The organism is Vibrio halioticoli NBRC 102217, from assembly GCF_000496695.1.
In the GTDB taxonomy this organism is placed as follows: Bacteria; Pseudomonadota; Gammaproteobacteria; order Enterobacterales; family Vibrionaceae; genus Vibrio; species Vibrio halioticoli.
This window is the reverse complement of sequence record NZ_BAUJ01000039.1, coordinates 26,802-50,743: the sequence shown is the minus strand read 5'-3', so window position 1 is coordinate 50,743 and position 23,942 is coordinate 26,802. Positions and strand designations below refer to the sequence as shown.

21 protein-coding genes and 1 pseudogene are annotated in these 23,942 nt (G+C 40.2%); 8 read left to right on the top strand and 14 right to left on the bottom strand.

The features are described from left to right. Positions 1–35: 35 nt before the first annotated feature. Positions 36–434 (bottom strand): OsmC family protein, encoded by a 399-nt coding sequence (locus tag VHA01S_RS12125; RefSeq protein ID WP_023404665.1) that lies wholly within the window; start codon positions 432–434, stop codon positions 36–38. A gap of 351 nt (positions 435–785) precedes the next feature. Between VHA01S_RS12125 and VHA01S_RS12120 the strand changes: the two genes are divergently transcribed. Then, positions 786–995, top strand: a complete 210-nt coding sequence (locus tag VHA01S_RS12120) for a cold-shock protein (RefSeq protein WP_017029576.1) — start codon at positions 786–788, stop codon at positions 993–995. A gap of 94 nt (positions 996–1,089) precedes the next feature. Further along, a complete protein-coding gene (locus VHA01S_RS12115) occupies positions 1,090–1,629 on the top strand; it encodes a YaeQ family protein (protein WP_023404664.1) in 540 nt (179 codons plus the stop codon). 67 nt (positions 1,630–1,696) lie between these two features. On the opposite strand, the gene VHA01S_RS12110 is transcribed toward VHA01S_RS12115, so the two are convergent. The 4 genes from VHA01S_RS12110 to VHA01S_RS12095 form a co-directional block, all read right to left on the bottom strand. After that, on the bottom strand, positions 1,697–2,368 hold the full coding sequence (locus tag VHA01S_RS12110; RefSeq protein ID WP_023404663.1) for a potassium channel family protein: 672 nt from the start codon (positions 2,366–2,368) through the stop codon (positions 1,697–1,699). Continuing rightward, positions 2,368–3,465, bottom strand: a complete 1,098-nt coding sequence (locus tag VHA01S_RS12105; RefSeq protein ID WP_023404662.1) for an AI-2E family transporter — start codon at positions 3,463–3,465, stop codon at positions 2,368–2,370. The genes VHA01S_RS12110 and VHA01S_RS12105 overlap by 1 nt, the downstream gene beginning before the upstream one ends. A 182-nt stretch (positions 3,466–3,647) precedes the next feature. After that, complete coding sequence (locus VHA01S_RS12100) at positions 3,648–4,154, bottom strand: DUF3087 domain-containing protein (protein WP_023404661.1); 507 nt, start codon at positions 4,152–4,154, stop codon at positions 3,648–3,650. Positions 4,155–4,379: 225 nt separating this feature from the next. Continuing rightward, positions 4,380–4,841: a TetR family transcriptional regulator gene (locus VHA01S_RS12095; protein ID WP_023404660.1), complete on the bottom strand. Its 462-nt coding sequence runs from the start codon at positions 4,839–4,841 to the stop codon at positions 4,380–4,382. A gap of 217 nt (positions 4,842–5,058) precedes the next feature. Between VHA01S_RS12095 and VHA01S_RS12090 the strand changes: the two genes are divergently transcribed. Further along, positions 5,059–5,361 carry a DUF406 family protein gene (locus VHA01S_RS12090; protein WP_023404659.1) on the top strand — a complete coding sequence of 101 codons (303 nt, stop codon included), beginning with the start codon at positions 5,059–5,061 and terminating at the stop codon, positions 5,359–5,361. An 86-nt stretch (positions 5,362–5,447) separates the two neighbouring features. Here the strand turns inward: VHA01S_RS12090 and VHA01S_RS12085 are convergent, their stop codons facing one another. Further along, positions 5,448–6,581, bottom strand: a complete 1,134-nt coding sequence (locus tag VHA01S_RS12085) for a 1-acyl-sn-glycerol-3-phosphate acyltransferase (RefSeq protein WP_023404658.1) — start codon at positions 6,579–6,581, stop codon at positions 5,448–5,450. Positions 6,582–6,780: 199 nt separating this feature from the next. On the opposite strand from VHA01S_RS12085, the gene VHA01S_RS12080 reads away from it, so the two are divergent. Then, a complete protein-coding gene (locus tag VHA01S_RS12080; RefSeq protein WP_023404657.1) occupies positions 6,781–7,380 on the top strand; it encodes a hypothetical protein in 600 nt (199 codons plus the stop codon). A gap of 99 nt (positions 7,381–7,479) precedes the next feature. Here VHA01S_RS12080 and VHA01S_RS12075 read toward each other — a convergent pair whose 3' ends face one another. Together VHA01S_RS12075 and VHA01S_RS12070 are read right to left on the bottom strand one after the other, a co-directional pair. After that, complete coding sequence (locus VHA01S_RS12075) at positions 7,480–7,959, bottom strand: hypothetical protein (protein WP_023404656.1); 480 nt, start codon at positions 7,957–7,959, stop codon at positions 7,480–7,482. Positions 7,960–8,005: 46 nt separating this feature from the next. Then, positions 8,006–8,530: a nicotinate-nicotinamide nucleotide adenylyltransferase gene (locus tag VHA01S_RS12070; protein WP_023404655.1), complete on the bottom strand. Its 525-nt coding sequence runs from the start codon at positions 8,528–8,530 to the stop codon at positions 8,006–8,008. A gap of 94 nt (positions 8,531–8,624) precedes the next feature. Between VHA01S_RS12070 and nadE the strand changes: the two genes are divergently transcribed. Further along, complete coding sequence (nadE, locus tag VHA01S_RS12065; protein ID WP_023404654.1) at positions 8,625–9,452, top strand: NAD(+) synthase; 828 nt, start codon at positions 8,625–8,627, stop codon at positions 9,450–9,452. A gap of 276 nt (positions 9,453–9,728) precedes the next feature. Further along, positions 9,729–10,691, top strand: a complete 963-nt coding sequence (locus VHA01S_RS12060) for a transposase (protein ID WP_039970817.1) — start codon at positions 9,729–9,731, stop codon at positions 10,689–10,691. A gap of 287 nt (positions 10,692–10,978) precedes the next feature. Here the strand turns inward: VHA01S_RS12060 and VHA01S_RS12055 are convergent, their stop codons facing one another. From VHA01S_RS12055 to VHA01S_RS12045, 3 genes are all read right to left on the bottom strand, one after another. Then, on the bottom strand, positions 10,979–11,734 hold the full coding sequence (locus tag VHA01S_RS12055) for an SDR family NAD(P)-dependent oxidoreductase (RefSeq protein WP_023404652.1): 756 nt from the start codon (positions 11,732–11,734) through the stop codon (positions 10,979–10,981). Positions 11,735–12,044: 310 nt separating this feature from the next. Further along, on the bottom strand, positions 12,045–12,704 hold the full coding sequence (locus VHA01S_RS12050; RefSeq protein WP_023404651.1) for an NAD(P)H-dependent oxidoreductase: 660 nt from the start codon (positions 12,702–12,704) through the stop codon (positions 12,045–12,047). Between the two features lie 176 nt (positions 12,705–12,880). Next, the gene (locus VHA01S_RS12045; protein ID WP_023404650.1) at positions 12,881–14,668 is read right to left on the bottom strand and encodes a cation:proton antiporter; all 1,788 of its coding nucleotides are present in this window, start codon (positions 14,666–14,668) and stop codon (positions 12,881–12,883) included. Positions 14,669–14,974: 306 nt separating this feature from the next. On the opposite strand from VHA01S_RS12045, the gene VHA01S_RS12040 reads away from it, so the two are divergent. Further along, positions 14,975–15,781 (top strand): hypothetical protein, encoded by an 807-nt coding sequence (locus tag VHA01S_RS12040; RefSeq protein ID WP_023404649.1) that lies wholly within the window; start codon positions 14,975–14,977, stop codon positions 15,779–15,781. Between the two features lie 255 nt (positions 15,782–16,036). After that, positions 16,037–17,164: an acetyltransferase domain-containing protein gene (locus VHA01S_RS12035; RefSeq protein ID WP_039970823.1), complete on the top strand. Its 1,128-nt coding sequence runs from the start codon at positions 16,037–16,039 to the stop codon at positions 17,162–17,164. Positions 17,165–17,234: 70 nt separating this feature from the next. On the opposite strand, the gene VHA01S_RS12030 is transcribed toward VHA01S_RS12035, so the two are convergent. The 3 genes and pseudogenes from VHA01S_RS12030 to VHA01S_RS12020 form a co-directional block, all read right to left on the bottom strand. Continuing rightward, positions 17,235–18,803, bottom strand: a complete 1,569-nt coding sequence (locus tag VHA01S_RS12030) for a polysaccharide lyase 6 family protein (RefSeq protein ID WP_023404647.1) — start codon at positions 18,801–18,803, stop codon at positions 17,235–17,237. A gap of 82 nt (positions 18,804–18,885) precedes the next feature. Further along, positions 18,886–20,661 (bottom strand): annotated as a pseudogene (locus VHA01S_RS12025) (sodium:solute symporter family protein). 766 nt (positions 20,662–21,427) lie between these two features. After that, positions 21,428–23,206, bottom strand: coding sequence for a sodium:solute symporter family transporter (locus VHA01S_RS12020; RefSeq protein WP_023404645.1), 1,779 nt, complete (start codon positions 23,204–23,206; stop codon positions 21,428–21,430). Between the last annotated feature and the right edge of the window lie 736 nt (positions 23,207–23,942).

The following is a 23,942-nucleotide window of genomic DNA, read 5'->3' as shown; positions in this document are numbered from 1 at the left end:
AGTGTGATTGGTATTAATTATTATAATTAATAGCGTTATACGATATCCCAAGAGTGAGTCATTTGTACGCCCTTATCCAGCATCAGACACACTGAACAATACTTCTCTAGCGAGTCTTGCGCCACTTTCGCCACAATGGCAGGATCGAGCGCTTCACCAGAAACTTCAAAATGAATATTAATTTGGGTAAAGTATTTTGGCGCTACGTCACGGCGGGTACTAGACAGTTTCGCCACACAGCCAGTCACCTTCTGCCCTGCACTTTTTAATCCATCCACAACATCGACAGAGCTACAACCACCAGCGGCAATTAACACCATTTCCATCGGGCTTGGCGCCGTTTTACCGCCACTGCCATCCAACACTACAGAGTGACCCGACTGAGATTCACCAATAAATTTGAAATCTTCAACCCAAGATACGGTTGCTTGCATAATCAATTCCTCTACTCGTTTTGCCTCATTGTACAGAGGAGCAGAGTAACTCAACAAGCAAAAGATGACGACTACGTTGCAAAACCGGCAAGTTTAAGTTTCATGTATAAAAAGTTGAATACGCCTAACAATTTTACAAATTGGCCCCCAGTAACTACCTTTGATTTCATTGACTTATCTACTCTGCTCTATACACTGAATCAGGCAGGAAAAGTTTTGTTTTTGATGTTGTACAGTACTGTTGGAGACTTGTCACCGTCGTATTCATCAGCGGTCAATACAATCTATTTTCAAGCTCTTAGAATGGTCGCAACAGGCCAAATTTAGTTAAAATGTAAAGGAAAACTGACAATGTCAAACACAGTTACTGGTACCGTAAAATGGTTTAACGAAACTAAAGGTTTTGGTTTTATTCAACAAGAAAACGGTCCAGACGTATTCGCTCACTTCTCAGCTATCCAAGGCGACGGTTTCCGTACTCTTGCTGAAGGCCAAAAAGTAGAATTTGTTGTTACTACCGGTCAAAAAGGCCCACAAGCAGAGCAAATTCGCGCTGTATAATCTGCGCTAAGTAAGCCAGTACCTTGCTGGCTTACTTTTAGTTGCCGTTACCTATATAATCACCGCCTATCTCCTACTCTCTGGAATTCCCACTTTGGCGCTCAAACCCACTATTTTTAAGTTTCGTGTAAACATTGCGGACACCAATCGCAATCGATTTGAAGATATCAACCTCACTATCGCTAAGCATCCTTCGGAAAATGAAGTTCGCATGCTAGTTCGTATTTTGGCCTTTTGTCTCAACGCTACCCCTAACCTGACTTTCACTAAAGGTCTGTCCGATCAAGAAGAGCCAGATATTTGGGAGTTATCTGATATTGGTGACATTTTGACGTGGATTGAAGTGGGTGAACCATCAACCGATCGCGTAAAAAAAGCGGCACGTAAGTCAAAGCAAACGCACATTTATACCTTCAACGAAAATAAATCCAATGTTTGGTTTGCAAAAAATCAATCCGCATTGCGCGACATTAAAACCAGTGTCACGCAATTTGATTTTGCTCCTATCACAGAATTAGTGGCAGGATTACAACGTACTAATGATTTGAGTTTGATGATCTCTGGAGATTCTATGTTTGCCACACTAGGCGACATAAATTCGGAAATTAAAGTGACTGAACTGCAAGTGCAGTAAAAAATATTAAGTAGGGTCCTTGATAGCCAATGACCCTACTTAGCCTTTGCTTGTTATTTAATAAATATCATTCATCACTTGCGCTACTTTTCTGGGACAGTCCCCCACTGACTAAACTAGAAACCAGTATTGCCAAATAAAAGACTCCCGCAATAGCTTGAAAATACGCAACAAACCGTGTCAATGGCTCGCTAGGAGAAATCGCACCATAACCGACAGACGTCATAGTAATAAAGCTGAAATAAAACATTTTCGACAGGTTATCTAGCCATGGCCCATATTCGATGCCATTAAAGCCTCCCCCCAATAGCTCTAACAGCAACAATTGCACGAACGCAAACCACAGCCCCATCATTAAATAAATGCAGATAGAGCCGACGATTTGATTCCTATCGATACTTGGCGCTTTTAATACTAATAACGTGGCATGTTTTAAGTATTGGCCAATAAACATAATCAGTGCGGCAAGCGAGACAATAGAAAGATTGGCTGCGTCAAAAATCGAAGCTAATGAGGACAACATCACCAATACAATCAAAAAGCCAAGCCAGCCACGCGTCTTTATTTTTTGGCTTTCAATACCAAAAATAGAAGCTGACATACAAAACAACAGCCCCAGTAAGATCACGCTCTGGCCAGTGCCAAAAAACTGCTCCATGATGGCGCACCCGCCAAGTAAAACTATTAACGCAACCAACAAATATAGAAAATTATCGCGCTCTGTCATTTTGGCCATCATTATGTCTCTTTTTGTGGTTGCGCCTTATCGCCTTGCTCATTCTCAACCTCAGATTGAGCTAACCAAGCGACGAACAAGCGATGCGTCACAGCAAGAACCACCGCCCCAACAAACAAGCCTACAATGCCCGACATTGCCATACCACCAATGGCGCCTAACAATATGACCAGCATGGGGATATCAGTCCCTCGTCCCATCAGCATAGGTTTTAGTATCGCATCACTGGCACTGACCAACACGCACCATACGGTAAAGATTCCTGCCACTAGCGTCGTGTCAGTTGTCCAGGCAAAAAACAGCGCCGGAATTAAGGCTAAAATAGGTGGCAATTGAATGATGGCAACAATTAGCACCGCTAACATCCATAACCCTGCAAAAGGAATATCAGCAAAATAGAGCCCGACTCCGGCCATCAAAGATTGAGTAATGGCAACGCCAATCACGCCTTGTACTACGCTGCGCACGGTCGCCACCGATATTTGTGTGAACTGAGCACCATAATCGCCGGCAAGGCGCACTGATATTTGTTGAAATGATTTTTCGCACGCCTGTGCATTTGCCATGAATACGCCCGCAATCAACAAAGAAATCGTAAACTGTAAAACGCTACCGCCAACACTGCCAACGGTCGCAATCACCGTACCAAGCAGGTCTTTTACATGCTCTGAGTGTTGAATTAATGCATTGCTAAGATTGGCAGAAAAGCCCAGTAACGTGGCATACAAGTGCTCACCTATGATAGGCCAATCTTGAATACTCTCTGACGGCGGTTTTAATTGCAGTGTGCCACTTTGTACTTGCTCATACACATCCCCAGCACTGCTAAATAGACTGTCCCCAATTAAATACGACGGTAAAATGAGCAGTGCGACGCCAACAAGTGACAATAACCAACTCGATTTGCCTTGTGATAGCCCCACTTTGGTTTCGATCCCCTTCACCAGAGGAAAGAGTGCCGTAGCGATAATTGCGCCCCAAACCACCAACAAGATAAAGGGTTTGAGTATCTGAAAGCACAAATAGAGCAATATGCCGACGATGACGATTTTAATAAAAGCATCGATTGCGTGCTTAGAGAAATCCTGAGAAGTGTTCATAAAAAGTCCTTGTAATACAATCTTCTAACTGTAGTTTAGATGCTTTTCTAAATAAGTTATCAACAAGTATTGAACTTTTTATATTTCGGTTAAAAAAAGAGGGGAATTTAATGTAAAGTAAGAAGAAAGGCGTCGTGATTAGTCTACTGAACGGCTCACTGACGCCAATGAAGGTTGAATGGTTAAAATGCTTTTAATATTTTGGAATGATATTGGCGAATGTCGAGTTCAACACCATATTCACGCGCCCAAATATCAAGTTGAGTTTGAGACTTATGTAAGCTATCCATAGTGATGGTGTTATCGTCTAATTTCCATAATTGGCGAGAACCATCGTAGCTAAACTGCAACGCTAACATTGCCTGTGCGTTTCCTTGTTTGGCATGTTCAAGTAATTGGCGATTCTTACGATAAATAAGATTTAGAGCATGCTTTAACTCCCATACATACACTACTTCTTTCATCTTTGGGTGAGTTTTTAAATTAAGTAGAGTGATACCTAACAGAGCTGCGCTCACCACTACGCCGAGTGCATTCCAATGAAAATGGCTACCTGATTCAGACGGCAGTAAATGAATTAAAGTTTGAGAAATCGCTAAGCTTGATGCCGTTAAACCCGCGATACAAGCAACGATGACCACATTTAAGCGGGCGCGGTATTGTGCCTTGTTGATGTCTAATAACTGCATGAATTGTCCGTTTTTTAAGCAAGGTAGAGTGCGTGAATATAAGTGCTAGTTAGCCTTTTGCAACGCCGATTATACACAACTCAACGAGTTGGATAAGTAACTCATATTGAAAGTTTTACTCAGGTCGTTGCATACCGTGACATTTGGTGTGGTATTGCACGTAAATGCACTTTTCAGTGTTTCACTGAAGAAGGTTTCATCGACTAATTGTGCTCTTGTATTCGTTCAGTTCACTAAACGAATCACAGCAAGCCCTAACAACCACTCAAGTTCTTTTTTGCTTTCCTCACCATATTGTTCTTGTAGCAAAGCAAATAGACGATCGATTCCTTGCAACGAAAACGCTTTCGCCCCGTCAAAAACGGTAATGTGGTGAATCATCAAGCGCAAGATTGCTAGAAATTGTGAAGACTGTAATGACGCTTGCCAACTTTTACTAAAACCTGTTAAACCTGAATCAAAGTCAAGGTGAGTGAGTAGTAAATCGAAGACACGATTTTGCGACTTTAAAGCAAAGTCCGCTTTTTTAGGGAAATGATGACTAATACCTGTGCGTGATACACCCGTGGCTCGACTTAATGTTGTATAAGACATTTGGTCATAGCCGATCGTCAACATTTGCTCGAGCACCGAATCCATAATCATGTTCACGGTTATTTCTGTATCTTCTTTACTGCGCTTTGGCATTACACCGACCTATAATTGGAGAGTAAATCTTGTTTTAGATCATACTCATATAGTCGCGATATAGATTCAATGCATGCCCCTTTATTCTGACAATCAAATGACAAAATGACATTCCCAATACACGTTATTAAATAAATGTTTAGATCTTACAAATATTTTTGTAGCTGATCACATCATTGCTATGTAAACTGAAACAAATCGTTATAGGAGATTGACTATGTCTAAAGTAACAAAAGAACCAGAAGTTTGTGAAGCATGCGGTGTGGCAGGCGAGATGGGCTTTGTTATCAACGTGGGTGATGAGACTTCTGAAGTATCACTATTTTCTTCAAGCAAAGAAGCGGTAGAAGTTGAGTTTCAAAACTATTTAGCCCTTGCTAAAGAAGTGAATGCTGCGGTTGAATCGCAAGTTGAAATCGTAGAAAACGATGATCAGTTTGAGCTTCACGCTAAACTGAAATTTGAAGTAAGTGCTGAAAAACTTATCTTCGATCTTAAGAGTCGTACTCTTTCTCGTTAATATTCACTTATCTGAATTAAAAAGGTTGAACTTATCACTAAGTTCAACCTTTTCTTTATCTGGCTTCTTAATTTAGCGAAGAAGGTTTAAGCAACCAACTCAGATTTATCTTTTGATAGATTTCGCACAGGGTTTGCGTAACCATCAATTAAGAAGGCTTTTGCCCCTTCTTCCAATTGCGCTAATTTCTCTTCAAATTTGTTCTTAGTGGCTTGATCGATAACAGTGTCATCTTCTACGCCAGCGGCCAACAGGTTAATTGGGAACAGTTTATAGTTATCATGGATTTGACGATCAATCTCATCGGCCAGAGCTTCTGGAGTGTCTAAGTCGTTATCAATCACATCACCAAAACTCACGTTCACTCTTCCTTTATAGCCCGTGATGCCTTTTACGATACTTTCGATATCTTCAAACTCTGACTTTTGATACTCACCTTTGGTCGCTTTTTGATGAAGCTCATTGGCTTTAGCAATATCGCAAGGGTCAATTTCGTAAGAGATTGCCACAGGAACAATCTTCAATGATTTCACGTAATCAGAGAAAGACATTTTGCGTTTGCGCCCTTCTAGCTGAATCATCTTAATGATAGCCGGATCGGTAAAGTCATTGCCGTCTTTTGCGCGCCCTTCTTTTTGTGCAATCCAGATAGAATTGCCCGTTTCTAAAGAGTGCTTAATATAAGACGACAGTAAACCCAATGTTTTCAACATCTCACGCGGACCTTTTGCCGAGCGTTTAACAATAAAGCTCTTGTTGACTTTCATCAATTCGGTTGCACAAGGTTTACTTAACAAGTTATCGCCAATCGCAATACGAACGGTCTTATGCTGAGTGTTATGCAGGCCATAGTTGACTAGTGCAGGATCCATCGCAATATCACGGTGGTTTGAAATGAACAAGTAAGGCGTATCTCGATCCAGTTTATCAAGACCATCAAAATTCACATTGTCTGTGGTGGCATCAAGAGCTTTCTTTAGGTATTTTTCCACCTCGATCTGCACTGAGTCGATAGAGTCCAGTTTCCCCCAACGGTTTTTCAAATACAATTTCACAAGTGGTGACATGAGAGCCTGAAACCATTTTGCGTGATTGTTAAACTTGTGATTAAGAATGGCGGAGATAAATTCTTCGTCATTAATTAATCGACCAATCGCTGGAGCAATTTCTTCGTTGTTATAGGGTCTAATCTCTTGGTAAATATCGTTATCAGTAGACATATTCATCATCATTTGCAAAAAATCATGCCGATTTTACGCGCTTATTAAACAATTTACAGCAAGTTAGCACATGAAATTGTAAGGTCAGACCATATAAGGTCGCATTATTCCCCATTTATTTACATTGTTGCTATTGGCAGAGCACATCATATCGCGCTAACCTAATTAAAATAACGCTCAACATACACTGAACTTGCCCATGCATTACGCGATACAATTTGAAGATAAACAGTTTGACTACCTCTCATTAACCTCACGAAAGCCGACGCTTAAGCATCAACTTATCTATGTGGTTGAAGGTTTAGTCAGTGTGCGTTTAGGTAAGCTTGAATATGCCATTGATAAAGGTCATTTCTTTTGGTTACCTGCCAATTGTTTATCTGCTTTGAGTTACTTCCCTAATACTCGCTGTAAAGTGGTAGAAGCCTCACAACGCCTAACCAAACCTTTTCCTAATAAAGCCGGTTATGTTAAAGCCAGTGAACTCATCGTGGCGCTATTTGACCGATTAGCCAACGTGCCTGATCCGTCAGAGCATCAGCAAGTGTTGCTTGGTGCAATGCAATATGAACTGCTGGATATCATGCCTAATTTGCAAGCCACCTCTTTAAGTCACAAGTTGAATCAATGGGATAGCTCAAGCAAAGATCTCTCAATTGAATATCAAATGGTGATGCGAGTAAAAGAAGCTGAAAAGCTGCGTTTATCTGGAACAAAAGAAGCTGAAATTGCGCAGAGACTGTTTGCAGGCAGTGAGCAAAGTTATCAAGCGGCTCGATTGGCTGTTTTAGGGGAATAGTTAGACTTGATTGTTAGAGCGTTTAAATAGTTGATATTAGGGATTTTCGTACACGGAAAAACTCGTGAGGGTACGAGAATGGACCTGACGAGTGAATCTTTAAAACGGCACTTCTAATTGAACATGGACTACATCTTCAAAGTGTTCATGCCATTGATAGTCTAATCGTACACGGGGTTTATCTTTTTCACCAATGCCCACACTTAGTTGAACCCCGTATGTTTTTATTATCTCTTCATACGAAAGTTCAGCATCATTAGTGGCCATTTCTGCAGGACGATACACCCCAAGGCCAAAAAAGCTTTCTTCGACACGCTGGGTGACAAGAGGATCGTCGACATTTTTCAACATCCAGTCCGACCAGTAATCTAATGTAGTGGGTTCGTCTTTTAAATGAGTAGTCACTAGCAGATCGTCAACGATTTCATCGACGGTGTCGATAATCTCATCACAGAGCTCTAAAGTAGAATTAACCAAAACGATGGTTCTGGTTGGATCGCGATCAAAAACACAAGCCTCAGGAGCTCCTGCCATAAAAGTGCCACATACCAGTGCTACTGTCGCATTTAATCGTGTCACTTAATCCAAGTGTCCTTTTGGTTTTTAGAGTTCTGTCAGAATAATGTTAAATTGTGCGGTAGAAGTGTTGATTTTGCAATATTTTAACGACGCTTTTGGTCGTCAAATGGTTAATATCTTGATGCTGTGCAAGTTTTTCACGTATTTCAGTACTGCGTATAGCGGTGGTTTCTGGGCATGCTAATACGTTCCAGTGTTTCATTATCTGTTCAGCTTTAGCAAATTTTGCAAAATTAAATAAATTATCCGGCCCCATCACAAAGGTTAACTCTGCGTCTGTATGTTCGGCTTGCAGAGCGCTTAGTACTTGAAAAGTGGTAATACTGCCCTCTGATTGCCCATTTAGTCTTTGCTCAATACGTGACAGGGTTACATTGCGGCAGGGAATATCACTAATAAAACCTTCAATCATAGTGCAGCGTTCTGCATAGTCTAACATCTGCTTTCCCCAAGCATGCGCGATACTGGGCACTAATAATACTTGTTCAAAATGGGACAAACGCTCAATTACACTCAAATGACCATAACTTGGGGGGTTGAAGGCACTGCCAAATACCGCTATTTTTTTCATTATTATTGCCCTCTATGCTTTGGAAAATTGAGCCGAATGAGAATTTGCAATATGATATCAAAAGTTGCCTTTGAATATTTAGGACATTTAACTAATGGAACAGAAAATTCGCCAAGAAATGCGCGTACTCCCAAGCATCGACGTCGATTTTGAAATTGAACGACGTGTAAATTTTATCAAGCAGAAAATGCTGGAAGCTGGCTGTAAGTCAGTGGTACTTGGTATTAGTGGCGGTGTTGATTCAACAACTTGTGGTCGCTTAGCGCAAGTTGCGGTTGATCAGCTCAATCAAGAGTCTGATGACAACTACCAATTTATTGCTGTGCGTCTACCTTACGCAGAACAAAAAGACGAAGATGAAGCGCAACTTGCGCTCTCTTTTATCAAGCCAAGCCATTCGGTTGCCGTAAATATCGCAGCAGGTGTTGACGGAATGCACGCCGCCACTTCTGTCGCTCTAGAAGGTACAGGTCTAATGCCTGAATCTGCTGAAAAAATTGACTTCGTAAAAGGTAATTTAAAAGCACGTGCACGCATGCAGGCTCAATACCAAATTGCAGGATACGTTGGCGGCTTAGTGCTTGGTACGGATCATTCTGCTGAAAATATTACCGGTTTCTACACCAAGTTTGGTGACGGAGCTTGCGATCTTGCGCCTTTGTTTGGCCTAAGCAAACGCCAAGTTCGTCAATTAGCAAAAACACTAGGTGCACCAGAGCAATTAGTCACTAAAGTCCCTACCGCCGATCTTGAGGAACTTGACCCACAAAAAGCCGATGAAGACGCACTAAGCGTTACTTACGATGATATCGACAACTTCCTAGAAGGAAAACCTCTAGCTGAAGATGCAAAACAAACTATCATCGACATCTACAAACGCACCCAACACAAGCGCCAACCCATCCCAACAATTTACGATTAAGTTATTGTTTAAAATAGCCACTCAAGATTGAGTGGCTCTTCCCTTTTTTAGGGACACACACCGAATCCTTTTCAGGACACACACCAAATCGACTTATCATAATTCGACTTGAGAAATAAAGAATCGCTTTTTACATTCGAGGACAGTCCCGTATAAAAGTCCATACATTAGCCCTTTAAAGTACCAAATACAGTATGATTTTCTAACTAATACCGTGATTTCTCATCCATTAACAGCTAAATAAACTCTATCTGATTTTTTTAAGAGTTAATGAACATGACTACTGCACGCAAACAACTAGTATCGATTGACGCTACACCCTACTACCACTGTGTATCTCGATGTGTCCGACAAAGTTATTTATGCGGTCACGACTACAAAAACCGCACTTGTTACAACCATAGAAAGCAATGGGTCGAGCAAAAGCTTATTGCTTTGACATACTGTTATTGTATCGATGTTTGTGCCTACGCCATCATGAGCAACCATTACCATCTAGTCTTATATATCAATAAAAACAAAGCGTTAGATTTATCACAGCTTGAGATTGTAGAAAGGTGGAGCCTTGATCACAAACTTCCTTTATTGATAAAACGCTGGTTAAAGAAAGAACTAACTAACCCTGCTGAAGAAGAAAAATGCAATAAAATCATTGAACTCTGGCGAACTAGATTATGGGATTTAAGTTGGTTTATGAAAGACTTAAATTTTGAAATTGCATGTAGAGCTAACAGAGAAGATAACTGCAAAGGGCATTTTTGGGAGAGTCGTTTTAAAAGCCAAGCATTACTTGATGACCAAGCACTTTTAGCTGCAATGGCTTATGTCGATCTGAATCCAGTCAGATCAAGTACTGCTAAAACACCTGAAGAATCTGAATATACATCAATCAAGGCTAGGTTAGATGCGCTCGGAAGTGGCAGCATTACACCAAATTACCTATGTCCGTTTATTGGTAATTCAAGCGACGAAACTCAACGAGGTATTCCATTTAAGCTGATGGATTATATTGAATTAGTGGACTGGACTGCACAAGAATTCAGAGAAGGAAAAGCATCTATGGAGCATACTCTGCCCCCTATCTTACAAAGACTTAGCTTTAATCAACGAAACTGGGTTAACGTTTGCGCTCATCTAGAACATCGCCGAACAACAGCAATCAGTACAAGGCTATATGAAATTGAACATGCGAAGTTACTGCTAGGTAAATCGAAGATACACATGTATTGGCTAAATTAAGCATATTTTCACTATTTAAATGCAAAGATAAAGAGCTTACCGAATAAAACGTACCGTTCTTAAAATGGTCTACTATACCAATTCACACATACGCAAAGCTGCGAAGTAAAAGCTCAACAAGCTTCTAATAAGAATACATTGCATAAGATATTCAGATATAACTCTAAATTTTTATTTGGTGTGTGTCCCTTAAAATTATCTAAGGCATATAAAAAACAGTAGACCTTTTATCAAGACCTACTGTTTCTATTCAAGCATTTAAACTAAAGATGAGTTTAAAACGGTAATTAAATACCTAGAGCTTGACCACCACCGATTTGTAGCGTTTCAGCAGTGATGAACGAAGCATCTTTGCTTACTAGGAAAGAAATTGCAGATGCTACTTCTTCTGGTTGACCTAGACGACCTAGCATAATGCTGTTAGCCCAAGAAGCGAATACTTCTGGCTTAGTCGCTTTGATTTGTGCGTGGAATGGAGTATCGATAGTACCAGGAGATACAGCATTAACACGGATGTTTGCAGGAGCAAGTTCTTTAGCTAGTGCGCGTGTTAGAGTGTGTACTGCAGCTTTAGAAGTACCGTAGATACCAGCACCAGGGCCACCAGCGTTCCAAGCCGCGTTTGAAGTAAAGTTGATGATTGACGCATTGTCAGACTTCTTCAAGAATGGGATTGCAGCACGAGATACAAAGAATGCGCTATCAAGGTTAAGAGCCATTACTTTACGGAAGAAATCAGTTTCCATACCTTCGATTGGGCTACGACCACCTAGACCACCAGCGTTGTTCACTACAACGTCGATTTGACCGTATTTTTCGCCAATAGCGTTGATGTTAGCTGTTACAGCATGCTCATCAGTTACGTCAAAACCGTAGTACTCAGCTTCGATACCAGCTTCTTTAAGCTCAACTAGACGCTCTGCGCCTTTGTCATCTTCGATGCCGTTAAGAACGACTGTGTATCCATCTTGACCAAGACGTTTTGCAACTTGAAAGCCGATGCCTCCAGTTGCGCCTGAGATAAATGCTACTTTATTAGACATATTGATGTTCTCTTTGTTTAATTTTAGGCTTCACTAAAAGTGCTAGTAATTCAATAAATAAGCCTTAAACAGATAGGCAAACTCAACACACTTTTAGCAACTGGCATAATTGTAATACAATATGCTTTTTATTTAAATAGGTATATAAGATCTCTGTGCCATATCTCACAAATTTTGAATCAAGATTTAAGGACAGGCACCGAATTTACTTACCAAATTTAATCAAAAGCAATCAAAGCATTTACCCTATAACAAACACAAAAAGGCCAGGTTTACACCTAGCCTTTGTTGAATCTTTTTTGGTTTACGACTAAATAACAGTAATCACATCTTCAGCAGCTAAGCGTGCTTTAGGTTTACCGTAGTTATAATCCTCACCGTCAAGGTGATAACCAATTGCCAAAGCAAAATCACATTGATAATCACCCAATTCTTCGGCAAATATTTCACCAATAAGTTTTGGATCCACACCTTCCATCGGCGTAGAGGCAATCCCCATACGAGCTAAAGTATGTAATGTATTACCCACTGCAATGTAAGTCTGTGCCTTGGTCCAACTGCCGTTAAAGCCAGTTTCGTCAGTATTTAAATCCACAAAACCAAATGCACCATTTAGCATATTGTCATACATGTCGGCTGGAAGGTGGCCTGAGCTAACTTCAACATCAACGACCTTACGGTAGTCATCTTTGGTATATTTTGGGTTATGTGCAAATAGAATAATGTGTGACGCTTCTTTTGCATGTGGTTGATTAAACTGGTGCATATTGGCAAAAGTGTCATGAAAACGCTGCTTAGCTGCTTCACTTTCAATCACAACAAATTTCCAAGGTTGTGAGTTAATTGAAGATGCAGATAAACGAATAGCTTCTTTTAGCACTTCCATATCTTCAGCAGAAATACGTTTGCTTGCGTCGTATTTTTTAGCTGTATAACGGCTGTTTAGATCTTTAATGATTGGATGCGACATGTAGAAATTCCTCATAAGCGTTGTCGATGGCGTGCATATTACGAGGTTCAAGAGACATCGAAAAGATTCATTTAATCCAATCATTATTGGTTATATATTCCATAATGATTTTACTCATAGTAATGCTACTTCCTGATTGCTATCTGTAGTTAGGATTATGTATGAGCAAAAAACATCTACTCCGCTGCTTTTATAAGTGAAACTACCGTTTCCCCTGGTTGCGGTGAAAATGAAGTGTGGTCACTGACCATATGAATCCTTTTAAGGACAGTCACCACAAAAAGTGGTTGCAATAATGCATCTTGGTATTGATTTAAATAGTCTTTATACGTAAAAGCCCCACTTAACGTAGTATGTTTAACCTCCGCACCTTGGTTGATTAGGCTTGCGAGCTTTTTAAAGCTGTGTTTTCCATCAAACAGTATTTGTCCAAAAGATCCTTTGCTAACCGAATGTTTATCTGCATCATCACTTTTTAGATCTTTAAGGCAAAAAACTCTATTCTCTCCGAAATCAGATAAATACTGCATACATGCCATAATATTAAAATGTTTATCAGGACTTAGGGCAACCACATGCCCCACCCCAATCAAATCTAAATACTCATCCGCATGGCTGGACGTAGGATTACCATAATAAAACTCCAACCCTGACATCTTAGCTTGACTAATGTAATCCCAGTTTGAGTCCGTAACCACCACACGCAAATCATATTTTGCAAGTGCTAAAGCAATAGTACGAGCAACGTCATTAGCCCCAATAATCAGAAAACCTCTAGGTGAACGCTCCGCCACACCCAGAAAGTTTGCCAATGGTCTTGCCGTAGCACTTTGTAAAACGACAGTACCAATGATAACCATAAATACTAAAGGAACTAATAGCTTAGCTTCATCAATTCCAAATGCATAAAGCTTAATAGCAAACAAGGCTGAAATAGAAGCTGCGACAATACCTCGCGGCGCCACCCACGCTAGAAATAATTTCTCTTTGAAATGCAAGCTACTACGAGCTGTAGAAATAAAAATAGATAATGGTCTGGAGAGTAATTGAATGACCATAAATAACACCACAGCACTCCATCCTAAAGCATGGAAATCTTCAAGATCTATGCGCGCAGCAAGCAAAATAAACAAGCCCGTAATGAACATAACTGTGAGATGCTCTTTAAAGTGTAAAATACTCTGGATATTGACATCTCGAGCATTTGCTAACCATATTCCCATCACAGTCACTGTCAGTAGCCCCGATTCAGACTCAAGATAGTTTGAACCTGCAAATACCGCTAACACCACCGTTAGCACACCAAACGGTTGTAAGTATTCTGGCAACCAACGTCGTCTAAGAAGTTCAGCTATCGTAGCCCCCGCAGCAATTCCCACTCCAAAGCCAATAACTAAAATAATGCCAAATACTTCAACACTTTGAGACGAACTGCTAGAAATAATAAACTCGTAAACCATTACCACGAATAATGCACCTAAAGGATCAATTAAGATCCCTTCCCAACGCAGAATATTGGATAAACGAGAAGTGGGACGAACTGTTCGTAGTAACGGAACAATAACAGTGGGGCCAGTAACCACAGTTAAACTGCCAAATAACAATGCTAAAGGCCATTCAAATCCTAACAAATAGTGAGTCGCGATGCTGGTTAATGCCCATGAGATTAACGCACCAATGGACACAATTGCCCACACTGTATTACTCACGCCCTTTATTTCAGCAAAGCGTAAAGTTAAACTACCTTCAAACAAAATGACCGCGACCGCCAGTGATACCAATGCAAAAAAATGCTCACCAATCACTTGTTGAGGTTGAAACCAACCGGTAACCGGGCCTGCAATAATCCCAGCTAACAGCAAAAACAAAATGGCAGGAAGTTTTAATCGCCAAGCCAACCATTGACAACCCAAACCAACAATTCCCACTGTTGCAATACCTAGTGCAGCCCAATCTTCGTGCATAGTCGCTCTTCACTTTCAAAACACCTGTAAAAACCTTAGTCGATTCAAGATCTAATGCCACTTTATCCTTTCAACCACTTAAGCAAATGATTTAAGGACACACACCGAATTAAACTCACCGAATTAAACTAAGGTACGCTCCAATAATTTCTGCACCGAATCTGGGCTCTCTGCCCCATTTAAGCTCATAATTTAAGGACAGGCACTAATTGTAAATATAAAATATCCCATAAAAACAATGTGTTAAATGTTGGCATCATACTTGCTCTAATAATATTGAAGATATTTAGATATAAGGATCTGGTTGTGGATATATCAAGCCGAATGTTTTTAGCAAAACAATCTAAGTTAACTCAAACTTTCACTTCACCGTTTAAATCTTCCTTATTGCAAGGAAAACAAAGCATAGATTTTGTTTTGTATGCAATCGAGACCGTGAGACAGCACCGCTCTTATCTTTATGAGAAAGTAGTGGGTGACAAGATCGATGCTAAAAGAATCAGTAACGTAAAAGAACGACTGAATAAGATTAGCAACGATATTCTTGATTATTCCTATTTGGGCAGTCGTACTGAAAGACGGATTTTATCTCGCCGACTAGATGAACTTAGCCAAAATAGTGAGCAGTTGTCTTTTGCTAAACAACTTGTTGCTCACGGGCAAGTCATCCGTCTATTGATGTTTTGTTGTGATAGTGCAGTACTACGAAGTATCAATACTGAAGATGAGAACCTAAAAGAATACAACTCTCAATGGCAAAGCCTATTAGATACAGTCGATGCCCTTACCCAATACCGCATCTGTATTAGCTCAGTAATAGAGCATGGCTTACGAAATCCAAAATTGTTGTTAGGGCGAGCGAATAATTTGTTGAGAAAAATCCAGCGTTACCAAGATCTTACTTCAAATACAGAACATAATTTAGCTAAGGTCGCAGCTCAACTAGAAAACTCTATCAATACTGCGACAAATAAAACATCAGTTTCTACTTCACTGATGTATCAAGATACCAAAGATATCTCTCATGAGCTCATCACCCTCTATAAACAGATCGTTTATGGCCAACTAAATAAAAATTACTTAGCAAAAAAATCGTCATCATTACGCGCTTAATCATCGACCTCAGACAACAATGAATACATATCAAAAGGAGTAAACGATTTAAGGACAGGCACCGAATCACACCATCAAACTCCCTGACGTAATACAGGTGGAGCAATCAATAAAGTTACCTTTAGATAACACATAAATCGTGGAATATAGATAGAAGCGATTTTCTAGATATACTTTGCACCTAAAATAAAACTAGGTGCACATGTGACTGCTATACTTCAAAATATTCCCGCGTCTAACATCGCGAACAAAACAATGACACGACTTGCATCAATAGATGTAATGCGTGGAGTCGTCATTCTTATCATGTTGTTGGATCACGTTCGTGAACGTTTCTATTATCACCGCCCTGTGGCTGATCCAATGTCTTTAACTGAAACCGAACCCGAACTGTTTTTCACTCGATTGCTCGCACACCTTTGCGCCCCTTTATTTGTATTTCTGACTGGTTTATCGGCTTGGTTATACGCAAATCCTAGCAATGGCATAAAAAGAAACCCAAGCTCATTTCTTTTAAAACGTGGGTTATTTCTTATCTTTATCGAAGTGACACTCGTTAATCTGTCTTGGTTTGGAAAGTATGAAACACTTTATCTGCAAGTGATCTGGGCTATTGGCCTAAGTATGATTACTCTCGCATTACTGTGTAAACTGCCGCGCGTCTGGATCGCCGGTCTTGGACTACTCATTGTTTTTGCACACAACCTTCTTACACCAATCAACTTTGCGCCTGGCGAGTTTGGGTACATATTCTGGACTATCTTGCACGATGCTGGATTTTTGATCAGTGGAGGCGCATTAAAGATAAAGCTTTCTTATCCTGTCTTGCCTTGGATAGGAGTGATATTGCTCGGTTATGCAATAGGCCCAATTTTTGGCAAAACGTATGATGCTAAAACTCGACGCTCAATATTGATTAAACTAGGCGCCTCAAGCTTAGGCTTATTGATGATACTGCGTGGATTCAACATTTACGGGGAAACGTTAGACTGGCAGACTCAATCGACTTTCATACTAACAGTTATGGACTTCTTTAATTTCAGCAAATACCCACCGTCATTGCATTATATATTGATGACTTTAGGGCTCGGTGTGATTCTTTTGGCTTGCTTTGAAACAATAGAGAATGGTGTAACCCGTATATTGCAAACCTTTGGTTCAGTACCTATGTTTTTCTACATATTGCATCTGTACGTATTGCTGTTTGGCTACCGCATGATACTCAATACCTTTGGTGCAAATTACGATAATTTATTCGGTTTACCAAGCGTTGGTTATATTTGGCTGACGACTATTTTCTTAGCGGTCGCTCTCTACTTTCCAGTAAAAGCTTTTGCAGATTATAAACATAGCTCAAAAAAAGCATGGCTTAAGTATTTGTAGTAACAGTAAAAACCAAAAAAGGCGAGCAATGCTCGCCTTTGTTTTACCTAACCATCTACGTTGTTATATTTTATTTAATTACGTAGTTTGGACCTGCAACATCAGCCGTAATGATCTCAAGTTTAGAAGCGTCAGCGCCCGCATTTTCAGCGGTTTCAAAACCATTCACATTAGTGATCTTCGGTAACTTATCAGAGTAGTCAGAAATAAGCTCAGCTTCAGTCACTGCACCGACATACACTTCATCAGCGTAAGTTGCGCCTACTAGTGGGAAATCTTTAGTCGCTCTAACCGCAACAAACTCTGGGTTCTTAGAGTTATCAATCAAGTTGTGCTTAAAATGAACGTCCACGCCGCCAAAGATATTAGAGACTTCTTTGTTATTAAATAGGCTTACACGATGTGTTTGGTTGCCGTACACAATGCCCCACTCCGTATCAACCAAAGTATTGTTTTCTATTGTGATGTTTTTTGGCGTCCACTGTTTGTTCAGCTCTTTGCCCTTAACCGATTGGTCAAGTTTTTCGCCGTTTTGAACATCGATAATACCCGTATTAATCACGATACCACCACGTAGATCGGCATTACCTTCAATCAAACCATCACGTCCGCGAGTATTGGCAATATAGTTATTTCGGATCACATGATCTTCATCATAAATACGCATACCGCCAGTCAGCAGCTTTTTATTGCCCAAAATCACGTTGTCTTCAACAACGTTAGCTTTACCGTGGCGAAGAGAGATCAAAGAACTACTTTCAAAAATGGTATTGCCACCGATAACATTGCCACCTGACTTAATAGAGATAAGCTCACGCTCACCGTCCATACTGATCAATAGGTTATCCACAAACTGGCTGTTTGAAGGCCACTGTGACGATTTTGAATCACCGATACGAATGGCTTCCCAGCTATTGCCGTTGTAACGAATCGCTTCTTTAATATCAAACTCATTAAATTGGTTTGGTTTTTGGTCAAGGAAGATGTTGTGCTTAATAATATGATTGTCTGGCGTGTCATCTTTTTGCACACCGATTAAAGTGCCACGTTTCTGCTTGCCTTCAAAACGGTTGTTAATGACTTGACCATCTTTACCCCACAAAGAAACCCATAGATACTTCGGGTATTCAGAGCGACGAGCATCAGGCTCATAAGTGTAATCGTCATTAAAGTAGTAGAATGTAGAGTTTTTCAGTACGTTACGATCGCCCATCATGCGAACGCCACCAAAACGCTCGTTTGGACCACCTTCAGTAAATACCAAGCCGTCTAAGGTAATATCATTGCCCTTTAGCTCAAACTGAACAAGGCCTGTTACCCAAGCCGTACCTGCTTTTCTTGCTTTAATGGTGACATTGTTGGCTTCGATAGTTAGTTGACCCAGGTTACGATATTTACCTGCTTCAATCTCAATGGTATCGCCGTCTTTAGCATTGAGAAGTTTATTGCGAAGTTCATCGACTTCACCTTTATAAGCATCTTCTACAGATGCACGCTCTACCACGTTCAAGCGTGGGCTATCTAAAAGCATTGAACGATCAACCTGCGCCAACGTGTTAGATTCAGTTTTAGTATCACTAAATAGACTACAACCCGATAATGTCAGTGCTGCAGCCAGTGCGAGTGCTGTTTTTTTCATTTTAGTCCCTTCGGTAACTTAAGAATGACAAAGCAAAAAAATGCGGGCAAAAAGCCCGCATAGATTAAAAAGTCGTTATTGATTATTTCGCAGTTTGCTCACGCAGTTCTTCAACTGTGTCATCAACAGCTTTAACCAGTAACAAACCAACACCTAGAACAATCGCGCCACACAATACGAAGATAAAGCGGCCTCAAAGTGGGTTAGGTAGCAAGAACATTAGCATTACACCAACACCAGCTACTGCGATAAGAGTACCAAGCATACGACGTTGCTTGTTATCCAGTACTTTCTGCTCATTAGATTCAGCAACTAGTGGTGTGTCCAAGTTTTCGAAGAACTTATCAACATCAGCTTGACGCTCAACAGATAGTGGTTTGTAGAACAACGTCGTTAGACAGAAGAAACCAGCAGTAAATACCAAGTGACCAATTAGACCAATTGCAACTTTAAGATCAGACCACTCACGACCTGTTAGCGGCTCAAGGTTGAACCAGTTTGCGACCATTTCTGCATTGATTACGAAACCAACGTAGTAAGAAACAACTGCACCAACTACTAGAGTTCCCCAACCTGCCCAGTCTGGAGTCTTCTTAATGAAGAAACCACAGAATGCTGGAATAGTCATCGGGAAGCCAATTAGGGCACCTACGTACATCATCGTATCGAATAAGCTTAGACCTTTTAGCGAGTTAATGAATAGTGCTACAAGGATAATTGCGATACCAAAGAAAGTAGATGTCAGTTTAGAAACTACTACTAGTTCTTTTTCAGTCGCGTTTGGACGACAAATTGGTTCGTAGAAGTTCTTAACAAAGATACCAGAGTTACGGTTTAGACCTGAATCCATTGAAGACATAGTTGCAGCAAACATTGCAGCAATTAGTAGACCTACCATACCTGCTGGCATGAAGGTTTCAACGAAGTATAGGTAAGCAAAGTCACCGGCTTTAGAACCTGCTTCTGGGTAGATAGCCGCTAGATCGATACCTTGTCCTGCAATAAACCAAGAAGGCATGAACCAGATAGCCGGACCCATAGTCATTAGAACACACGCAAGCAATGCGGCTTTTTTCGCATTCTTAGAATCTTTTGCAGCTAGGTAACGGTATGAGTTAAGCATGTTGTTCGTAATAGAGAACTGCTTAACGAAAATGAAGAACGCCCAAATGCCGAAGATGCTTAAGTAGTTGAGATTGTTACCAGAAACGAATGATGCACCGTTATCTGTTGGGAAGTTAGCAATGATTTCGCCAACGCCACCGCCTTGAATGATAGCAACAACAGCACAAGTTACTGTCACAGCCATGATGATAACCATCTGCATAAAGTCAGATGCAATTACCGCCCAAGAGCCACCAGTCACAGACATAACCAGTACTACAAGACCAGTCAAAATAATGGTCGTAGTCATGTCAAAACCGAAGATACCAGATGCAATAATTGCTAGACCATTTAGCCAAATACCCGCAGAAATAACGCTGTTTGGCATGCCCGACCAAGTAAATACCTGCTCATTGAAGCTACCAAAACGCATGCGAATCGCTTGAATTACCGTTACAACACGTAGCTGACGGAATTTCGGAGCGAAATACAAGTAGTTCATTAAGTAACCAAATGCATTGGCAAGGAAGATGACTGCTACTGCAAAACCATCTGCGTACGCTTTACCTGCCGCACCTGTAAATGTCCAAGCACTAAACTGAGTCATAAACGCTGTTGCGCCTACCATCCACCAAAGCATGCTACCGCCGCCTCGGAAGTAATCACTTGTTGTGCTTGTAAATGTTCTGAACATCCAACCTATTGCAATTAAGAATAGGAAATAGACGCCAACAATAGTTGTATTGAGATCCATCGTTAAACCTTTTGGGATTGCTGTTTAATAAAATTTAGAAAAGTTTAACGAGAACCAAGATTCACTTGTACTACAATACGCTTTAATTGTGACAAGCACCTCGTGTTTTAATTATCTATAAATCATACAAGTGATCTAGATCTAACATTCAATATCAAGCCGAATCCTTTTAAAATTAGCCCTGAAACATATTGTTACATATAAAAACAGGTGGTTACCGCCATATTAATTTTCAATTAATCATACCTATAGTGATTGACAACAATATAAAAAATATATGCCCTCCTTTGTTTGTATTATTAATATGCTCAAATTAAATAACAAATACGCATTTTTTATTAAGGACAGGCACCAATACGATTAAGGACACACACTAATAACGTGGTGCTGATTTAGTCATTAACAACGACATTTCTAAGGACAGGCACCAATAAATATATTCAAAGTTTTAAGGACAGGCACTAATCCTGATGATAACTAGGGACCAAAAAGTGATAGTAATGTACGCATTGACATTAGTGCTCCCTACCCTGATTACATCGATATCGATGGACACCCGTTCTAGTTTGCGGCCTTTGAAAAGACAATTAATGAGGCTTATGGTTTTCATGTTGACACAACAACTTGGATATAAATCGAGGTGCGATAAAACGGTATAGGAAAGGACAAATGAAAAATAACTTTGGCGTTATAACAGTAAATTTAGACAAAAAAATGCGGACATTTCTGTCCGCATTCGTCTATTAGTTTAGCTTAAGTAAGTTGATTACTTAGCAACACTCTCTTCTAAAGAGTCTACTGAACTATCAACAGCTTTAACAAGAAGCATACCAACACCACTAACAATTGCACCACATAAGATGAAGACTAGACGTCCCCACATAGGGTTAGTTAACACTGCCATAAACATGATGAACACACCAGCAACTGCAATTAGTTTACCTAGCATTTCACGCTGTTTGTTATCAAGTTTTTGTTGAGCAACTGATTCTGCAACCAATGGTGTAGCAAGGTTTCCGAAGAATTTATCAACATCTACCTGACGCTCTTCAGAAAGAGGTTTGTAGAACAGAGTTGATAGGATGAAGAAGCCACCTGTGAAGGCAATATGACCTACTAGACCAATCGCAACTTTCACGTCAGACCATTCACGTTTAGTTAGCTCTTCTAGACCAAATGCGTGAGATACCATGTCAGCGTTGATAACAAAACCAACAATATAAGAAACGATACCACCAACAATCAGAGTACCCCAACCAGCCCAGTCTGGAGTTTTCTTAATGAAGAAACCTAGGAATGCTGGAATAGTCATTGGGAAGCCGATTAGAGCGCCAACGTACATCATTGTATCGAACAAGCTCAACCCTTTCAGAGAGTTAATGAACTGTGCGATAAGGATGATTAGAATACCAAACACTGTTGAAGTGATTTTTGATACTGTAACCAGCTCTTTCTCAGATGCTTGACCTTTACGAACTACTGTTTCATAGAAGTTCTTAACGAAGATACCAGAGTTACGGTTTAGACCTGAGTCCATTGAAGACATTGTCGCTGCAAACATCGCTGCAACTAGAAGGCCTACCATACCTGCTGGCATGTATTCTTGTACGAAGTATAGGTACGCGAAGTCACCTGCTTTAGAACCTGCATCTGGGTAAGCTGCAGCTAGGTCTACACCTTGACCTGCAATGTACCAAGAAGGCATGAACCAGATGAATACACCACCAAGCATTAGCACACACGCTAGAAGCGCTGCTTTCTTAGCGTTCTTAGAATCTTTTGCCGCTAGGTAACGGTATGAGTTAAGCATGTTGTTCGTAATAGAGAACTGCTTAACGAAGATGAAGAATGCCCAGATGCTGAAGATGCTTAGGTAGTTAAGGTTGTTACCCGCAATAAATGAACCAGAGTCACCTACAGGGAAGTTATTAATTACTTCTGTAACACCGCCACCTTGAACAACAGCAACAACAGCACAAGTAATTGTTACCGCCATGATGATAACCATCTGCATAAAGTCAGATGCGATTACCGCCCATGAACCACCAGTTACTGACATTGCTAGTACAACTAAACCTGTAATCCAGATTGTCATTGTCATATCAAAGCCGAAGATACCTGATGCAATAATTGCTAGTGCGTTTAACCAAACACCTGCAGATACAACACTGTTAGGCATTGAAGACCAAGTAAATACTTGTTCGTTCGTAGCACCAAAACGCATGCGAATTGCTTCAATTACCGTCACAACACGTAGCTGACGGAATTTAGGAGCAAAGTACGCAAAGTTCATGAAGTAACCGAATGCGTTTGCTAAAAAGATAACTGCTACTGCAAAACCATCATTATATGCTTTACCTGCTGCCCCTGTGAATGTCCATGCTGAAAACTGAGTCATAAACGCAGTCGCACCAACCATCCACCAAAGCATGTTACCGCCCCCACGAAAATAATCGCTTGTGGTACTTGTAAATGTTCTAAACATCCAACCTATTGCAATTAAGAATAGGAAGTAAATGCCAACAATCGTAGTATTGAGATCCATTGCATTACCTTTAACTGTAAATAATTATTTCAAATCCAGTACAGTTTAATCCTTTAATTAAATCTTTTGTATTACAATACTTCATAAATGTGACGTATGACGCAAGACTTTTTATGGGTTAAATCATACAAATATCTTGCATCCTATTAATGCCCTCCCAGGCTAGAAGATAATTAATATTTCTAATCCTCAACAATACGTCAAATACCGCTCTAAACAGCGGTTAAAGCCTCTTATAAGCTAATAATTTACACATTTTCCTAATGAGAACTTAAGCTCGATAAAATGTAAGCGTTGCAATAATCACTAACAATTGTAGGACTAAATAATACTGTAAAGTTACTTATAATTAATACGATTATAGATCTATCTCGTTTATTGGATTTTAATATAAGGACTAGAATTCATGGTGATGGACACACCTCTATATGGCGGTTTGATTAAGATTGGGCAGCACTATGGCGGAATTCAAACAAAAAAAAGCCCATAGGCAAGTGCAAAGCCTATGGGTCAAATCGGTGGTGTACCGAGCCTAAACACTAGAAGGGTATGTTTAGGCACTATTCATAATAATTATGGAGCTTTACTAGCAAGAGCCGGCGTAGATCTACGCCCACCCTCTTTAGTATTCGTTTTTAAAGTCTTCGTTTCAACAAACTTGACCGTGTAAAAACAGACAGTTAACAGGCTATATAGCCTGTCCTGCGCGATAAATTATATTGTATTACAAATAGAA